Below are 17,971 nucleotides of genomic sequence, written 5' to 3'. Positions count from 1 at the left end.
GTGTAAGCGGTGTTTTAATTTCATGCGCAATATTGGTAAAGAACTCAATTTTTGCCTGGTACATTTCTTTTTCTTTTTCGTGCTCCATCATTTCGAGTTGCCGGGCTGCTTTATTGGCCATGGCCATATGATAGGTCCGAAATAAAAACCAGATAAGTAGGCCTGTTACAATGGTATACAAGGCATAGGCAGCATTACTGGCCCAGAAAGGTGGTTCAATATGAACCTGCAGGGTAGCCGGCCGGGGCGTCCATTGGCCTTGTGTATTGGCAGCTTTTACTTTGAAGGTATAATTTCCCGGAGACAGGTTAGTAAAATATACCCTCCGGTTGGATTTTAGTGTGGTCCATTCCTCATCCAACCCTTCCAGCATATACTGGTATTCTGTCATTTCCGGTGCAGAAAAATACAAAGCTGCAAAATCTATAGCAAAGGTTGATTGGTTATGACTCAGGTTAACACGGTCGGTATATAAAATAGAGTGATTTAATTCTCTTCCTACATTAGCTTCTTTTCCTCCAATGCTTAGCCCGGTGATGTGAATGTCTGGCATATAACCGGTGTTTATAAAATTATCAGGGTGAAAACGAATCATTCCACGTGCGCTTCCAAAATAGAATTGGCCATCCCTGTCTTTATAGCCCGAATTATAGTTGAATTGATTGCTCAACAGACCATTGGCGGTTGTAAAGGTTTTAATCAGCTTGAAATTTTTACTCATGCACACCAAACCTTTCGTGGTTGTTATCCAGAGCCGGTTATCGTCATCTTCCAGGATTTTAAAAATTGTATTGGAGGGAAATCCTTCCTGTATACTGAATCGCCTGAACTGGTGGGTGCTGTCATCAAATAATGCCAGTCCGCCGCCTTCGGTACCTATCCATATTTTTTCGTCGGTTGATTGAAATAGGGTGGTGATAGAATTGGAAGGAAGACTGCCCGGCAGGTTAGGGTTATGGCTCATAAGGGTAGCGCTGCCATCTTCCTGGTTAAGCCGGTATAAGCCATTGCCCAGGGTGCCGACCCAGATAGTGCCATCTCTAGCTTCGATTATAGTATGAATAAAGCAATTGGTGGGGATGGAATTGTCCTGGTCAAATTGCCGCGTCTTTTTGTTAAACCGGTACATACCCCTTCGGGTACCTGCGAGAAGGGTGCCGTTTTTCAACTGGCATAACACAACAAAAAAATTGCTTTCCATCCGCGGATCTGTCCGTTTTGGATAATGCGCAATAACCTTTTTGCTGCGGATATCCAGCACATCTACACCATGTTCAAATGTTCCTACCCAAAGCTGATCGTCCACACTCAGCAGGCCATGTATATTCGTATAGGTAACACTTCCGGGCCGGCCATCTGCTTTAAGATGTTGGATAGATTGTCCGTCTGCTGATATACAGTTCAATCCGCCATCTTCTGTACCCACCCATAGCTGCCCGATTTTATCCTTGCAAATTTCCCGCACAGCCTGACCGCTTAACTGGTTGGCGTCGGTACCTGGCAGGTATTTATAAAAACTGGCATATTGCCAACGATAATAATTGATGCCTGCAAAATATGTTCCTGCCCATATGCCGCCTTCTTTGTCTTTAGCCAAACTATACACCGCATTATCGGAGAGGGTATAGGGATTATTGAGCTGTTTTTTCAGATTCGTTACCTGGCCACTGCGGGTACGGATATATACCCCATTTTCTGTTGCAATCCAAAGGGTGCTATCGTTCTCTTCTGCAAAATCGCGCACAAAAATATCCGTATGCGGAAGATTGCGGAGTACGGGTGCAGAACCACCGGTGGCCGGGTCGTATTCAAATGCGCCCATGCCGGCAGTTCCGATTAAAAGATTCCCCTTTTTTGTACAATAAATTTTTTCAATCCATTTATTGGCAACCGATTTGTTCCAGATCGGCAGATCGGCTTCTATAAAACGGTTACTGCTTGCTTCATAACGGAATAAAAGACCGGTTGCAGTGCTGACCCATAAAACTCCTTTGGTATCTGTGCAAACACTGGTAGCTGCAAAATACCGGTTAGGCCTATATTCCTGTATACGTTTGCTGCCTGCAGGTAAACAATAAAGCGTTTGTCCGCCTATAAACCATACGTTATTACCGGCATCTTTTTTTATAGCACGGATTTCATCTTTACTGGAGATTAGCAGATTGAAGGATTCATCCCATGCATTGTACCGGTACAAACCGGAGCGGGTTCCCACGTAAAGCGTATCTGCCTGATCGAGGTAAAGACTTCGGATAAAACTATCGCCAATTTTCAGGCCATCATCCGGGTTATTTCTAAATATTTTAAAGCTATACCCATCAAAGCGGTTTAATCCGTCTTTGGTGCCCATCCACAAAAATCCTTTAGCATCCTGAACAATTGCAAAAACAGTATTGTTTGAAAGCCCTTGCTCTACCTGGTAATGCCGAAAATAATGTTGCGCATGCAACGGGTAAATGCAGGCAAAGAATAAGAACCCTATAAACGACAAGCGGAGCATGGGGTTTCAAAAATAGGATTTCTTTTGGTAGTCCATTTTTTTCTGCCATTCAGCATTCCAGGTAAAATCGAGACAATTTTGAAGTTTTTTGATACAAAAAAAATCTACTGTTTGCTTAAATTTTGAAACCTTCACAGTCAGTAACGATTGTGCATTTGCCATGCTCCAACCAGCTTATAAGCTAATACACGGCCGCTACTGCACTATTACAGACCAACTTCAATAACAGCAGCCATAAAATCTCAAGACAAAAATCATCTAAACCAGAACTTGCATATGAAGAACAACACCAGAAACATGTTGGTAAAAGCCTCCGGAACACTCCTGGCTTTACTGATTTGTGTAGGATTGTATGCCCAACAGGCCGTTACCGGTACTATACGATCGGTAAATGGCGAACCCCTGGGTGGAGCTACCGTAAAAGTAAAAGGAACACAAAAGACGGTAATTGCCGATGCCAGCGGTGCTTTCAGCATTGAAGCGGGTATCGGATCGTTTTTGGTAATCAGTTATGTTGGGTACCAGGACCAGGAGGTAAAAGTTACCGGCGAGTCCTTAACTATTTCACTGACCAGTACAGCCAGCCTGGCCGACGAGGTGGTGGTTATTGGCTACCAGTCGGTAAGAAAAAAAGACCTTACCGGTGCTGTGGGCGTAATAGATCCTGGTACAGCTAATAAAAATACCTCCAATTCTGTAGCGGAGAGTATACAGGGGCTTACGCCTGGTGTAACCGTACGTAATACCGGCCAGCCGGGTGGAGGGGCAAAAATTGATATTCGCGGAGCAGGAACTTTTGCGAATAATAACCCCTTGTATATTATTGACGGTATGTACAGTGACGCCACCCCAGATTTTAACCCGGCTGATATTGAAACCATACAGATTCTTAAGGACGCTTCCGCTGCTGCTATTTACGGTAGCCGCGCCGCAAATGGAGTTATCATCATCACCACTAAAAAAGGCAAAAAAGGGCCTCCTTCCTTTAGCGGAAGTATAAAAGCTGGTATTCAGGGTGTGCATAACCGGTATGATATGATGAATGCACAGGAGTATCGCACACTTGCTACACAATTGCATGAAGCAGGTGGCCTGCCGGTTCCAACTTCTATCAGTACAGAGTTTGATCCTTCCATCAACACAGACTGGCAAAAAGAGTTTCTGCGTACAGGGGCTATCGGCGATTATAACCTTTCCGCTTCCGGGTCTTTAAAAAAGCTTAATTACTTTATCAGCGCTAACCATTTCAATAACAAAGGACCGGTAATTGATAACAGCTTTTCCAGGACCGGGTTCCGTATTAATACCAATATCCGGCATGGCCGCTTCAATATTGGTGAAAACGTATTATTCAGCTGGACAAAAGAAGACCCCATAGCTAGTTCAGGAGTGGGTGTAAACCCGTTTGTAGATATGATCAGCATGCCACCCGTTGTTGCATTAAGAGGCAGCAGGTATGAGTCTGCGGAGAACCCCGAAGGCTGGGGTATTGGTTTAAACAACGCTTATTTAAATACACTTACAGCAAATGTGCCCGCGCTGCAACGACTTGATCAGTTTGAGCAACGCAACTTCAAAATCCGGGGTAATGCATTTGTTGAATTTACCATTGCTGATGGGTTCTTTTACAAGTTTAATTTTGGTATCGAAAAAACTATGGACAGGGGCGATGGTATCCGTATGCCCGGCACCGTTCGCCAGGGTACGCCCTCTCCCAATAACAATGAAATTGGCCGATTCCGCAGCAGGGGTGAATTTCAGTCTACCCTGCTTGAACATACCCTAAATTATGATAAGGTAATCGGTGACCACCGTATCGGTGCGGTTGCCGGGGTAAGTATGCAACGATTTGATCATCCGGTAGACAGAATTAACCAGATTGGTTCTAACCCCGAAGTGCTGGACAGGTACAAAGAAATCTCCAATTTTATCGGCTATCTCGGCCGGGTAAACTATAGTTACCAGGATAAATACCTCACCAGCCTTACTTTCAGAAGAGACGGCAGTTCTAAGTTCAGTAATAATAATCGCTGGGGTAATTTCCCCTCGGCTTCAGTTGCATGGAGGATTTCTAAAGAAAAGTTCTGGAATGTGGATGCTGTTAATGATCTTAAAATCCGGGCTTCTTATGGTTCTTTGGGCAATGCCGAATTCCTCAACGCGTGGATGTATTACGCCGTGATCAATCCTTTCCCCCGGGCTGTTTTTGGTCCGAATAGTACAGAGCAGGTAGGAGCCATTGTAACCCAGTTGGCCAATACAGACCTTCGTTGGGAACGCAAGAACACCACTAACCTGGGTATTGAAGCTTCTTTCCTTAATAATGCGCTTAGTTTCTCCGCAGATTATTTTATTGCTAAAACCAAAGACGTACTGGTTGATCTGCCGATCAGCCTTACTACTGGAAATGCCGGTGGTAATCCGGCCGTTAATGCTGCTTCTATTCAGAATAAGGGAATTGAATTAGCCCTTACTTACCGATCTAAAAGAACCGCTAATTTCAAATGGGATGCAACCGTCAATTTTACCAGGATCCGTAATAAAGTACTGGCCTTCGGAAATGAATCGACCAAATACACACAGATCGGAGATGCCCGTACGGAATTAGGACGCTCTATCGGCGAGTGGTATGTACTTAAAACAGACGGCATTTTCCAAAGCCAGGCAGAAGTAGATGCGCACCGCGGTAAAACCGGTGAGCTATTGCAGCCATGGGCCAGACCAGGAGATATCCGTTATGTGGATGTGGATGATGATGGCACACTTGATCTTGATAAAGATCGTCATTATGCAGGTAGCCCCTGGGCAGACTGGGAATCTGGGCTGATCCTGAATATGCAGTATAAGCAGTTTTCATTTTCTATGCAATGGTATGCAGTGGTTGGAAATCAATTATACAACCGTCCACGTTATACGGTAGATCGTATGGATCTGAATACCAATTTCCGTAAAGGTGCAAATTTCTGGACACCGGAAAATCAAAGCAACGAATGGCCCCGCGCAGCTATCGGAGCACCCGATCAGGGCATCCAGTACAATGTATTGCCACAATCAGACCGCTGGCTGGAAAATGGTAGTTACCTGCGGTTGAGGAATATAGAAGTGGCATATAATATTCCGCAAACAAGTTTACAACGCATTGGCTTTAAATCGGCGTCGGTTTATCTGAGTGGCCAGAATTTGTTAACGCTTACAAATTATACTGGCCTGGATCCGGATATTGTTGGTGTAAACATTTTTGAAAGAGGACTGGATAACGGTCAGTATCCTGCACTTCGTATGGTTTCCGCTGGCCTGAGATTTACCTATTAAACAAGTAGCAATGAAAACACTGATAAATATATGCCTGGCCGGACTGCTCTTAACCGGTGCAGGGTCCTGCAAAAAATACACTGATCTTGATATTGAAAACCCTAACCGTAAGGATGAATCAAATTTCTGGAAAACCGGGGAAGATGCATTACAGGGTATCAATGCCGTTTACGGAAATTTTTACCGGAATGGTTCGCCCGGTTCGCGTTGGACGCCTTTTTATTTTGATATCCGGTCTGACGATGGGTATTCTACCAGTCCCTGGAATGAACTTAGAAGCGTAGGTGCATTGAATATTACCCAATACAGTTTTGAAGTAAACTACGATACCTGGTGGCATCATTACAGGGGTGTTTACCGGAGTAACCAGGTAATCAGCAATGTTCCCTCTATCGCTATGGATGAGAACCTGAAGAAAAGATATGTGGCAGAAGCTAAGTTTTTACGGGCGGTATATTATTACAACCTTGTAACCATCTGGGGCAATATTCCCCTGATCCTGGAGCCCTCTCTTCCGGCAGATAAACCTGCTCAGTCGAGCCCCGAACAGGTTTGGACACAGATTGAAAAAGACCTGGCAGAAGCAGCTACCGACCTGCCTGCAACGTATACCGGAGAAGAAATTGGACGGGCTACTAAAGGAGCTGCCTATGCATTGTTGGGAAGGGCGCATCTGCAACAAAAAGAATACCAGCAGGCGGCGGATGCATTGGAATGGCTGATTTCCGGTGAGGGCCAATCTTTATATGATCTGATGCCCAACTATGCCGATAACTTTATGCATACGACTGAAAACAATAAGGAGTCGGTGTTCGAGATCCAGTTTAAAATGCGGGCAGAAAACAGTGGTGAAGATGGTCCCACTTCCAATGTTGGTACCAGTCGTTCTCCATTTTTTGCCCCACCCGGGCATGGTTTTAACGACGCCAATATGCGCAGGTGGGTAGTAGCCGAATTTCTGAAGGAAGAAACAGCTGCCGGCGGGCGAGATCCACGCCTTGCAGTTACAGCCCTGTATGATTCTACCGATGAACGGGGGCCTGATTTTACCCAGGTTTATGGAGGTTCTTTTACTTCAAAAAATTATAACGAAGACATCACCAAGCGGGTATGGTATCGCAAATACCTGAACGATTATTTCCGGTTGAATGAATTTGAAGTGTTTAACGGACCGATCAATTTCCGGTTAATCCGGTTTGCGGATGTATTGCTGATGTATGCCGAAGCATTAAACGGACTTGGACAAACGGGCGATGCATACCAGTATGTAGATCGGGTTCGGGTTCGTGCAGGTTTACGCCCCCTTTCAGTTGCTATGCCGGGTATGACCCAGGCGCAATTCCTGAAACAGCTCGAACATGAACGTATAATGGAATTAACCGGGGAGTCATTGCGGTGGAATGATCTTGCACGCTGGGGATATTTTGATGATAACAATAAGTTGGCTGAATTAAAGGCCCGTGACCCCGAGTTCGAAAATTTTGAATTAGGTCGTAATAAATACATGCCGATTCCACAAACAGAAATCGACATAAATCCAAACCTGGTGCAGAACCAGGGCTGGTAAATTGAATAAAGCAATTATTAGTTTATATGTTTATCCGTTCCGGTATTGTTTCATTACTGAGCATTGGTTTATTGATTGCAGGATGTGGTGAAAAGGATACGCCTCCCTCACCAGGGCCTGAGCAGAAAACATTCAGCAACCCTATTATGAGTGGATCCGATCCCTGGATTATTAAACAGGGGGCTACGTACTATTATACACATACCGTTGGCAACAGGGTGGTACTTTGGAAAAACAATAAGGTAACTACTATGGCCAGTGCAGCCAGTACCGTGGTATTTAATCCGCCTGCAGGCAGTGCTTATACCTCCAATGTCTGGGCACCGGAATTACATTACCTTGACAATAAATGGTACCTCTATATAACGGCTGGAAGTGGCCCGGACGAAACACAACGTACCTGGGTACTCGAAAATCCGGCCACTGATCCCACTACTGGCCAGTGGACTATGAAAGGAAGAATATTTGCAGGGGATACTGATTTCTGGGCAATTGACGGAACCGTACTGGAATACAAAGAGAAACGGTATTTCTTATGGAGTGGAAGACCTGATCAATCGGTACAGAACCAGAATATTTATATAGCAGAAATGGATACGCCCTGGTCATTGACCGGGAACAGCGTAGAGTTGACAAAACCCGAACTGTCCTGGGAGCGTGCAGGAGGCCCGGTAAACGAAGCACCGCAGGTATTGAAAAATGCAAACGGGCAGGTTTTTATGGTGTATTCCGCCAGTGGTTGCTGGACAGATGATTATGCACTGGGCATGCTGACGCTAAAACCCGATGGCAACCCCCTGAATGCAGCAGACTGGACAAAAAACAATGTGCCGGTATTTTCAAAGAGTAGTACCGGTCGTGCATTCGGGCCTGGCCACTGTGCATTTTTTAAATCGGTGGAGGGTGATGAAAACTGGATCATTTATCATGCGAATAATAACAGCAATGACGGTTGCGGGGAAAAACGAAATGTACGTATTCAGCCATTTGTTTTTACTGCCAACGGAACCCCTCAATTTGGTGTGCCAGCGCCCATTTCCGCGGCAATAGGTGTACCTTCCGGCGAATAAATACAAGGGATTATGTTAAGACGAAACCTGCTTTTAGTACTTGCCATGTTTTGCCTGGCATCCTGCAGTAATGAACCTGTTGCAACATTTACGAATCCGCTCTTGCCCGCTGGCGCTGATCCCTGGTGTATTTACAAAGACGGGTATTATTATTATACCAATACCACCGGCCACAATATCACCGTCTGGAAAACAAAATCAATTGCTGAACTGGCAACCGCAGAAAAGAAAGTAGTATTTAGTCCGCCTGCAACCGGGCCCTATTCAAAGGAACTATGGGCCCCGGAAATCCATTTTTTGCAAGGTAAATGGTACGTTTATTTTGCGGCGGACAGCGGTAATAATGTAGATCACCGGTTATGGGTACTCGAAAATGGATCGGCCGATCCTTTCCAGGGAACCTGGGAAGTAAAAGGACGCTTATCTACCCCCGATGATAAATGGTCGATCGATGGCACTGTATACGAACATGAAACACAATTATATTTACTTTGGTCGGGCTGGGAAGGCGATGTAAATGGCCAGCAGGATATTTATATTGCTAAAATGTCGAACCCCTGGACGGTAACCGGTGAAAGAGTTCGGTTATCCTCGCCTACCCTGCCCTGGGAAAAACACGGCGATCTGAATAATCCTAATGATGTGCCACATGTGAATGTGAATGAAGGGCCACAGCTGTTACGCAATAAGAATCAATTGTTCTTAATCTATTCTGCAAGTGGCTGCTGGACGGATCAGTATTCTCTTGGCATGTTATCAACCACTATTGGGGCTGATTTAATGGATAGTACCGCCTGGAAAAAACACCCAGAGCCGGTATTCACCCAGAGCCCGGAGAATAAGGTATATGCGCCGGGTCATAATTCCTTTTTTGTTTCCCCCAGCGGAAAAGAGAACTGGATTTTGTATCATGCCAATGATGCACCTGGCCAGGGATGTGGAGAATTCCGATCGCCACGCGCTCAGCCCTTTACCTGGAAAGAAGACGGTACCCCTGATTTCGGAAAACCATTGCCTGTAGCTACCCGGCTTACTATTCCTCAATAAGAAAAAGAAGGTATCGGTTTTGTACCATCGTAGTTATTACTGAACCGTAAACCCGTTGAGAATTTATGAACAATAGGATTTTTGCAGCCTGAAAATACATTGTTCCGAACCTGCACATCCGTTGCTCCGGAAATGGAAATACCGGTAATGGAAGAATCACCTTCAATCAGGTTTCCTTCTATCAATATTTGGCGATGAATTCCTGCCACCGTAGCAGCAGGTGCTTTTACATTAATGGCAATGGCTGTAGCGTCATCATTGGTGCCATCGCCTCTTCCACAGCGCAGGATGCGGTTGTTTCGAATATGTACGTTTGCTGATCCAGGGCCCTCTCTCCAGTCTCCCTCAGCACCAATATGAATAGCCGTTCCGGTACTTTCGCGAAAAGTATTGTTTTCGATCAGTACATTTCTGGTTTTCACTAAAACTGCTCTTGCTAAATGACTTCCTACATAGGAGTTGACAAATTCAAGGCGGGGAATCCTGGTACGGTTAATAAGGTAGTAATGGTTGATAGGCCCCGCGATTTTTTTATCCAGTTCAATAATGGTGCACCATTCCTTTGGGCGGGGAATGGTTTTGGTTACTTTATAATGCCCTACTACTTCCAGTGTTTCTTTGGCTACAAGTTCCAGTTCGTCGCCCGCGTCTGGATAATCAAGTACCATCGCATGCGTGCCCCATTGTTTCTCCATTTGGATCGTATAGCGCTGATCAGCTTCAGCTGCTGTAATTACCTGGTAGTAGCCGTGCACATTGGTAGCATCATCTCCCTGTCCTTCGAAGCTGCAGCCATTGAAACGGATCAGGCCTTTGCAGGAAGTAAAATGGGTGGCATCTGTATTGGTGGATTGATAACGACCCGGCGCCGGAACAATTCTCAGGCCATCCATGGTTATATTCTCTGTTCGATGCCCTACGATTCCCATGCCTGGTTGTGCATGGATGGTGAGCTGTTTTAAATGAATATCGGCAGATTCATTTAAAAGAACTGCCGGCCGAAAATGAAACATATGGTTAATCAGTGCCATTGTACCGGTAACAGGCTCGGGTGTGCTAGCCCAGATTCGGATTGTGGAATCATTTAATAACTCATTTTTCTTTGGGAAATAGAGGCTATTCCCCTGTAACCGGTTTTTTGTCAAATCCCAGAACATAATCCGCAGCATAACCATGTTGTTTCGGATCGGAAATGCTTTCTGGAATTGCAGGTCAAAATAATCGGCCTCCTGCCGAACTACCAGTCCTTCACTGTGCGGAGGGGTATCGTAATCGATGGTTATTCCCTGTATGCTAACCTGTCGGCTGTTTTCAATAGAAATCGGTTCCATCCAGCCCTGAACGGCAAAAAAGGCACCGTCGGCCCTGATCTCCAGCTCAGAAAAGCCATTGATATGAATTCCCCTGGTATAAGGATAATAGGGCGTATAAACGATATCCTGTGGATTGCGTCCCATCTTCCCGTCCATTACATCGTTCATTAATTGAATGGCCTTCTCTTCCCGGATGATGTAACGGCCGGGTGGAAAACGCAATTGTTTTACCCGGTTTTTTTTGCAATAATCAATTGCTTTCTGGATGGCTTCCCGATCGTTCAGCGTGTCATCGGGTAGTGCCCCGAACTTTTCAACGGAAACCTGGGCTAGTCCCGGAAAGCTGAACAACATAGTGGAAATAAAAAGCGTCAGCAGAAGTTTATACGGCATACTGAAAATTAAGCATTCAATACTACTCAGAAAACACGGTTCAGTATGCTTCGATTTTACTATATCCTGCCTAAAACTGACATTTGGAGAATGATGCTTCGGCTCCTTTTTATAATATTCCTGAATCTAAGCTGGATACCGGCTACGGTTTCCAGCTATCCCGATCAGCTATCCGGCAAAGTTATTGGGATAGTGGACGGTGATACCATTGATATCCTGTATGAGGGAAAAGCACTTCGGATCCGTCTTGAGCATATTGACTGTCCGGAGATCCGCAAACAGCAACCTTATGGAACAGCTGCAAAAAAATTCAGTGCCGATCTGTGTTTTGGTAAAATAGTGCGTATCCTTCATAAAAATGAACTGGATCGGAATAAGCGACTTATAGGGGAAGTTATTGTACCCGGAGGGCGCAGTCTTAATAAGGAACTGGTTAAGGCTGGGCTTGCCTGGCATTTCACCAGGTATTCAAAGAGTGAAGTGTATAGTAGCCTGGAAAAAGCGGCCCGTAAAGCCGGTGTGGGGTTATGGAAAGAACCCCATCCGGTAGCGCCCTGGAATTGGAGAAAGCCAGCCCTTAAATAAGTAGGTAGCAATTGCCAGGACAGAACCTTCCCTGTTTGGCTGTAGCTGGAACTTTCTATGGTAAAAGGGCTAGAAAAAATTTCCCTGCAGGGCATCAATAATCAACTGGTGGTCTTCCGTATCGGGTAAGCCTGTTACGGTGATGGTTCCAATAATACCGGCACCAGTCACAAACAAAGGGATGGCGCCTCCTTTGGCCACATAGTCTTTCTCATCAAGACCAAAAAAAGCTTCCAGTGTACGATTCTTTTTTTCGAGTTCATAACGTACATACAGGGAGCTTTCTTCAAAGTGCCGGGCTGTATTGGCTTTCCGTTTCAGCCAGTGGTTTTTGTCAGCAGGCAGGTCGTCATCTATATACAGGAAAATGGGTTGGTTGAGCCGGGCTATTTCCACGCCAATTACCTGTTTTCTTTTTTTGGCAAGGTCAATAATTGCAAGTCCCATTTGCAGGGCTTTGCTATTATTGAAGCTGGTTAACTCAATACGCTTCAGTACAGCAGTGGTATCCATTTTGGTAATTGTTATCGGATGGCAGAAAAGGGCAGTGGTTTCAGGAAGATGGATTCAATCTGTTCTACAATGGGGCCGGCAGCTTCCGATGCATTCCTGACCTTTATCCATTCGGGATTATTCCTGAACAGATCCCATGATTTTTTTGCCGCTTCTTCTGATTTGTGCGCCAGCAGGTAAATCAGGGTTGGTTGCTTTTTGTCGTCGTCGGCTTTACTTGTCCAGTAAGCAATATTTGTCATACCCGCATCTGCAAACAATTTACAAGTATGGTTTTTAAAGCGTTCCTGCAGATTGGATAATTTGTCAGGATAACAGGTGTAGGTGCGCAACTCAAATAACCGATCGGCACCCTGTTTGGAAGCCTGAATAGCCGGGCTATAACCTGTTGCTTCCATAAAGATGGAGCGGACACGGGCTACAATTTTACCCGATTCTTCAGAGCGCCGCTGAACGCCCTTCCAGGTACTATCCTCACTAAATGCCTTCCAGGAGGCTTCTCTTGCCTCTTTGCTTGGGTAGGCCAGCACATAATAAAGCGCATTTTCTGTATTATTAACCGGCAACCAGTAACCGATATTCTGCATACCATGTTTTTCAAATAAACGGGTGGTATGGTTTGTAAAACGCTCCATCAGCGCATCCAAGCGACCAGGATGGCAGTAATAGATCCGTAATTCAAAACAGCGTGTATCAGTTAACTGAGCACTGGCGGTTGAAATGCTGCAGACGGTTATCACCAGCAGCAGGTAGTAACGGAAGCTTTGCATAATGCCCTGAAATTAAGCATTATTCGGGAGGCAAGCGGTTGATTCCTTCCGATTACCTGGTTGTTGGAGGTAATGGCCGCAGGTATTTATCATATATATATTTGGTTAGCGGTCTCAATTTTCTGGTAGGATCTTCCGGATGTTTTCCGCCGCAGGTAAAATAGTCGATTACTTTATTTCTTTTACTGTAATGAACCTGACCGATAGCTTTTTCTGATATCGTATCGGGGGTAGTAATGCGTTGAAAATTTAATAAAAGGGTGCTGTCTAAAGCAACTAATAATGTATCTCCCTTCTTAACCAGGCAGGGCGCTTTTTTATAAGCAGTTCCTGTCCAATACATACAGGCTTGGTGTTGAAAAAAATAGTCTGGTTGGCTCCTGTCAGCACCAGTTGGCAGGCTAAAATAGGCAGCTATTCCACCAGCTGCTGCCAGTCCAAGCCCTATCAGCCAGCTGCTGGCCAGCAGTTTACCTCGCCTTTTACGCTGAACCAGCTCTTTTTTTCCTCCACTTAGTAACCCCCATTGTTCTGTTGGCAGTTTTTCAGGTTCGCCTGCTGCTGCCTGTTCCTCTTCTTCCTGGCTGCTTTCTGGCTCTGCCTGATCAGGCAGGTATAATTCTCCTCTTTTTAGGCCAGCCTCCACCGCTGCCAGTTTTGGGTAAAAATCGGGGCTTCCTTCAAAAGGTCTTGGTTGAAAATCGATCAACCAGGCTAACAACTCAACGTTTTTCTTTTCTGAATTGATCGTTTCTCCCATCATCAGATTAACCAGTGGCCGAAACCGATCAACGGGTAATCTTTCCACTGCATCTATGATCTCCTTTTCATTGCCTTCCCAGTCAAAAAATTCGCGGATTATTTTCAGGTCCTCTTTTCTTAAGCGGCTTCTGCAAATTCTGACCGACTCTTCTCTCAATGCTTTTCTGCCGGGGTTGGAAATGCTTTGAGGCAGCAGGTTTTGCTCCTTTTTAAGCTGGTAAACCTTCCTAACCAGCCTCATGTAATCAGCATACAACAGCATAGATCCATAGTCTATAAATTAATAATAACCGGAATTCAACCGTCATTTCCGGAATTCAACCGGCCTTTCTGGAATTCCATTGGAATGATCGGAATTATCGGAATCGTTTAGTAATCAAGCGTTTATCGGATATTATTTTCGTTCTGCAATCAATCGAAACCTGATTTGCTTCCAGGTTCACTGTACAGGATTGATTGCAGAGAGGAAGGGATGCGGACCGGATAATTGGCTTGGGAAGCGCTTTTCTGATTTGCATTCTACCCTCTCAACCTCACTTCCCAAACGTGTAAGAAGCGCTGCTTACACGGCTTTCAGAAATCTACGCCGGGAAAAAAATCTCCAGGCAGTAGCACCCATCAATTTTTAAAAACAACTACAATGCTTTATTTAATAATAAGCCTGCTACTGGCATTCTCATGCCCCAACCAATCTACACCTTCCACTAATGAAGGCACACAAGTAAGCACTATGGACGATACCGGTGGAGAAACCGGGCATATTCCTCCAAGACCGCCAAAACCAAAAGGCTGATTCGAAGAATAAGGCAAGTGAAAACTTGCCTTATTTTTTGCCCCGATATTTACCGGAAGATAACCATGATTTTAATATTTTTAAATCAAATGCCTTATTCCGGAATAGTAACAAAGATCCTGCTTCTTAGCCTATTGCTTTTTACGGGATGCCGTAAAAATAGCAGCCCGCTGCCTCCGCCGCAATTGCCGGATTTAGAAAAAGCCGAACAGCTCATGTACAGCCAGCCAGACACTGCTTTTTCTCTCCTCAACACACTGGCAACCTATTCAAATGATAGTTTAACAGTAGCTTCCGCCCTCAACTACATGGCAATTATCCAGCATGATGCCGGAGATTTATATGGTAGCCTGGAATCTCTTCTGGCAGCACTGAAACTACTCAATCCTGCCAAGGAAACCAACCGGTATACCTTGCAGGCCGTCTATAATTTACTGGGCACCAACAGCCTGAATTTAAAGGATTATCCGGCTGCCATTCATTATTATTTGGAATCCCTGAAGCTCATCGAAGAAGAAAGTTTTAAACAGATTGTACGCAATAACCTGGGTGTAGCCTATCAGAAAAAAGGAGAATATAATAAGGCCATTGACATTTTTGCGAATGCCTTGCAGGGATTACCGGATACAACCATTGATTATGCCCGTACCTTATCTAACCTGGCACGTACCAAATGGCTGGAAAACCCGGCTTACCCTGCTTCCGCCGAATTAAAAAAAGCCCTCAGGATCCGTACAATTAAAGGAGACGAATGGGGGCTCAATGCAAGTTTTGCCCACCTGGCCGATTTTTATGCAGCCAGCAATCCGGATTCTGCCCGGTACTATGCCCGCCAGATGTATGCTTCTGCTTCTGCTATTAAAAGTCCTACTGACCGGTTGGAAGCATTGGATAAATTAATCAGCTATTCACCGGCTCCGGAAGCAAAATCCTACTTCCAGGCATACAGGGTACTTGGAGATAGCTTACAAACCGCCAGAACCACCGCTAAAAACCAGTTTGCATTAATCCGGTATGAGGCGGCAAAAGCAAAATCAGAAAACCTGGCGCTACAGAAAGAGAATGCAGAAAAGCAGGTAAAACTGGTTCGCCAGAAAGCGGCTCTGTTTACTATTGTGTTGGTATTTCTGCTGGCTTTCGTAGCGGGGTTAATTTGGTACCGCAAAAAACAACAACAGCTGAACTGGATGCATCAGCAAAAGTTACGCGAGGCCCAATTAAAGACCTCTCAGAAAGTGCATGATGTTGTTGCAAATGGATTGTACCGGATCATGACAAACATAGAACACAACCCCGCTCTGGAAAAGCCGACCCTGTTGGATGATATTGAATACCTGTATGAAAAATCAAGAAATATTTCTTATGATGAGGTTGATCAACCAATACAGTCCATAGATTTTCATCAAAAGATAAGTAAGCTGATTAAAAGTTTTGCCAACGATAGAACAAGAGTATACATAGCCGGGAGTGATGCCCAATTATGGCAAACCTTGAATTTGAAGGTAAAAACGGAGCTGGAACAAATACTACAGGAATTAATGATCAACATGAAAAAGCACAGCCAGGCCAGCCAGGTGATTGTAAAATTTGAACGAGCAGGAAAGGAATTAAAAATCCTGTATACAGACGATGGGGTAGGTATCCCCGCTAACCTTAAACCAGGAAATGGATGGAGAAATACGGAAAACCGGATTTCAGGATTGAATGGCTGGTTTAGTTTTGAGAACAATCCTCCCCGGGGATTAAAAATACAGATTCACCTGCCAGTTGAATATAGCACATGATAAACAAAATTCTGATTGCCGAAGACCATGAGATGGTAAACATCTCCCTGCAAAAAGTATTAGAAGAGCTGGGCGCTACTGAAGTAAAGTACATGTATTATTGCGATGATGCACTAACAAGTATCCGCCATGCCTTAAACAGGGAGCAATCCTTTGATTTGCTGATTACGGATTTGTATTTTGATGAAGATGGACAAAAGCAATTGATAAAAGGAGGCATTGAACTGATAGCCGAGGCCCGAAAGCTTCAACCAGATCTAAAGGTGCTGGTTTTTTCTGCAGAAGTTAAGTTGAGTATTATTGAAAGGCTGTACAATGAGTTTGAAATTGATGCCTATGTATTGAAAGCCAGGAATGATGCCCGCGAATTGAAAAATGCCCTTGGTGAAATAGCAAAAAATCAACGCTATTTTCCCCGTAACCTGGTGCAACTAAGGAAACAAAAAAATGCGTTTGAGTTCAGCTCCTTTGATATTACCATTTTAACCCTGCTTTCAGACGGCGTACGGCAGAAAGATATACCAGCCTATCTGCAGAAAAATCAGATCAGTCCAAGCGGTTTAAGCAGTGTTGAAAAGCGATTGAATTTCCTGAAGGAGCAACATGATTTCTCCACCAATGAGCAACTAATTGCATTTTGTAAGGAGTTTGGAATTATCTGACAGTTCCTGGAGATTGGAACCTGGTATAAAGCAGTGGCAGCATTAAGGGCTGTTTCTAAACGTATCTATTGGTAAAGTTTTAACCGGGTTTCCTCCATCAATATATAATACTCCGCCTTTTTTTAATGCTTTCGCTATTTTAGTAAGGGCCTTTTTTTCTATTTCAGGATGTCTTCCATCAAGAGCGCCTACTCTAATTGCAATGGCAATATCAAATTTAGCTTCCCCTGGTTCTAGTTCAAAGTCTTCTACCTTGGCTATCCTGAAAGATAAGCTGCCTGCTTTTATTTCCTGGGCAGAACCGCTTATGGCCTGGCTGATAGCTTTGGCTGACCGGTCTATACCAAGCACATGCCCGTTGCCGATTCGGCCCGCCATTTCACGGGCGGCTGCGCCTGGTCCGCATCCGATTTCCAATATACGCAGTCCATTTTTTAAAGGAAGTGCATTAACTATATCCAGTAAACGGGCTGATAGTTTGCTGCTCATATTGACGAATGATTGGTTAATTATGCACCATTATGCTTTTATGAATTTACTAGCTTTAGCGGTTTACAGCAACCTGCTTAATAAATTTATGTATGAATAAATTATTCCTGTTTTGCTGCCTGATGGCTGCTTGCTCGCCGAATCAAGATAAACAAACCAATAAAGCTCCCGAAGGCATTGAACATGTAATTGTTATTGGTATTGACGGATTTAGTGCCAGCGGATTAAAAAAAGCCAAGGCACCTGTGCTGGATAGTTTATTACAGGTGGGTGCTTATTCAACTTCTGTACGTACTGTTTTACCGACGGTAAGTAGTCCGAACTGGGCTTCACTGTTACAGGGAGCCGGACCGGAGCAGCATGGCATCACGGATAATGATTGGGAACTGAATGACCATAACCTGGAGCCGG

General features: G+C 44.6%; 14 protein-coding genes. 8 read left to right on the top strand and 6 right to left on the bottom strand.

Going from position 1 to position 17,971, the window contains the following annotated elements:
• Positions 1-2,500 (bottom strand): two-component regulator propeller domain-containing protein (locus A1D16_RS07925; RefSeq protein WP_290708824.1); only part of this gene is annotated, 2,500 nt, incomplete at its 3' end.
• A 276-nt stretch (positions 2,501-2,776) separates the two neighbouring features.
• On the opposite strand from A1D16_RS07925, the gene A1D16_RS07920 reads away from it, so the two are divergent.
• The 4 genes from A1D16_RS07920 to A1D16_RS07905 are packed head-to-tail and all read left to right on the top strand — an operon-like array spanning position 2,777 to position 9,496.
• Complete coding sequence (locus A1D16_RS07920; protein WP_290708823.1) at positions 2,777-5,812, top strand: TonB-dependent receptor; 3,036 nt, start codon at positions 2,777-2,779, stop codon at positions 5,810-5,812.
• A gap of 10 nt (positions 5,813-5,822) precedes the next feature.
• A complete protein-coding gene (locus tag A1D16_RS07915) occupies positions 5,823-7,379 on the top strand; it encodes a RagB/SusD family nutrient uptake outer membrane protein (protein ID WP_290708822.1) in 1,557 nt (518 codons plus the stop codon).
• Between the two features lie 26 nt (positions 7,380-7,405).
• A complete protein-coding gene (locus tag A1D16_RS07910; RefSeq protein WP_290708821.1) occupies positions 7,406-8,449 on the top strand; it encodes a glycoside hydrolase family 43 protein in 1,044 nt (347 codons plus the stop codon).
• Between the two features lie 12 nt (positions 8,450-8,461).
• The gene (locus A1D16_RS07905; protein ID WP_290708820.1) at positions 8,462-9,496 is read left to right on the top strand and encodes a glycoside hydrolase family 43 protein; all 1,035 of its coding nucleotides are present in this window, start codon (positions 8,462-8,464) and stop codon (positions 9,494-9,496) included.
• Here the strand turns inward: A1D16_RS07905 and A1D16_RS07900 are convergent.
• Positions 9,490-11,202 (bottom strand): right-handed parallel beta-helix repeat-containing protein, encoded by a 1,713-nt coding sequence (locus A1D16_RS07900; protein ID WP_290708819.1) that lies wholly within the window; start codon positions 11,200-11,202, stop codon positions 9,490-9,492. The genes A1D16_RS07905 and A1D16_RS07900 overlap by 7 nt on opposite strands.
• Before the next feature lie 45 nt (positions 11,203-11,247).
• Here A1D16_RS07900 and A1D16_RS07895 point away from each other — a divergent pair, with 45 nt between their 5' ends.
• Complete coding sequence (locus tag A1D16_RS07895) at positions 11,248-11,787, top strand: thermonuclease family protein (protein ID WP_290708818.1); 540 nt, start codon at positions 11,248-11,250, stop codon at positions 11,785-11,787.
• A gap of 69 nt (positions 11,788-11,856) precedes the next feature.
• Here A1D16_RS07895 and A1D16_RS07890 read toward each other — a convergent pair whose 3' ends face one another.
• The 3 genes from A1D16_RS07890 to A1D16_RS07880 are packed head-to-tail and all read right to left on the bottom strand — an operon-like array spanning position 11,857 to position 14,094.
• Positions 11,857-12,300 carry a heme-binding protein gene (locus tag A1D16_RS07890; protein WP_290708817.1) on the bottom strand — a complete coding sequence of 148 codons (444 nt, stop codon included), beginning with the start codon at positions 12,298-12,300 and terminating at the stop codon, positions 11,857-11,859.
• An 11-nt stretch (positions 12,301-12,311) separates the two neighbouring features.
• Positions 12,312-13,070: an NIPSNAP family protein gene (locus A1D16_RS07885; RefSeq protein ID WP_290708816.1), complete on the bottom strand. Its 759-nt coding sequence runs from the start codon at positions 13,068-13,070 to the stop codon at positions 12,312-12,314.
• 52 nt (positions 13,071-13,122) lie between these two features.
• Entirely contained in the window at positions 13,123-14,094 is a 972-nt protein-coding gene (locus A1D16_RS07880; protein ID WP_290708815.1) for a hypothetical protein, read from the bottom strand.
• Positions 14,095-14,714: 620 nt separating this feature from the next.
• On the opposite strand from A1D16_RS07880, the gene A1D16_RS07875 reads away from it, so the two are divergent.
• Together A1D16_RS07875 and A1D16_RS07870 are read left to right on the top strand one after the other, a co-directional pair.
• Positions 14,715-16,409, top strand: coding sequence for an ATP-binding protein (locus A1D16_RS07875; RefSeq protein ID WP_290708814.1), 1,695 nt, complete (start codon positions 14,715-14,717; stop codon positions 16,407-16,409).
• Positions 16,406-17,071 carry a response regulator gene (locus tag A1D16_RS07870; protein WP_290708813.1) on the top strand — a complete coding sequence of 222 codons (666 nt, stop codon included), beginning with the start codon at positions 16,406-16,408 and terminating at the stop codon, positions 17,069-17,071. The genes A1D16_RS07875 and A1D16_RS07870 overlap by 4 nt, the downstream gene beginning before the upstream one ends.
• A 42-nt stretch (positions 17,072-17,113) precedes the next feature.
• Here the strand turns inward: A1D16_RS07870 and A1D16_RS07865 are convergent, their stop codons facing one another.
• Positions 17,114-17,560: a methyltransferase domain-containing protein gene (locus tag A1D16_RS07865; protein ID WP_290708812.1), complete on the bottom strand. Its 447-nt coding sequence runs from the start codon at positions 17,558-17,560 to the stop codon at positions 17,114-17,116.
• A gap of 92 nt (positions 17,561-17,652) precedes the next feature.
• Here A1D16_RS07865 and A1D16_RS07860 point away from each other — a divergent pair.
• Positions 17,653-17,971 (top strand): alkaline phosphatase family protein (locus A1D16_RS07860; RefSeq protein WP_290708811.1); only part of this gene is annotated, 319 nt, incomplete at its 3' end.

This window comes from Flavihumibacter sp. CACIAM 22H1, assembly GCF_001601815.1.
Lineage (GTDB): Bacteria > Bacteroidota > Bacteroidia > Chitinophagales > Chitinophagaceae > Flavihumibacter.
The sequence above is the reverse complement of the archived record's forward strand: the minus strand, read 5'-3'. Positions and strand labels throughout refer to the sequence as shown.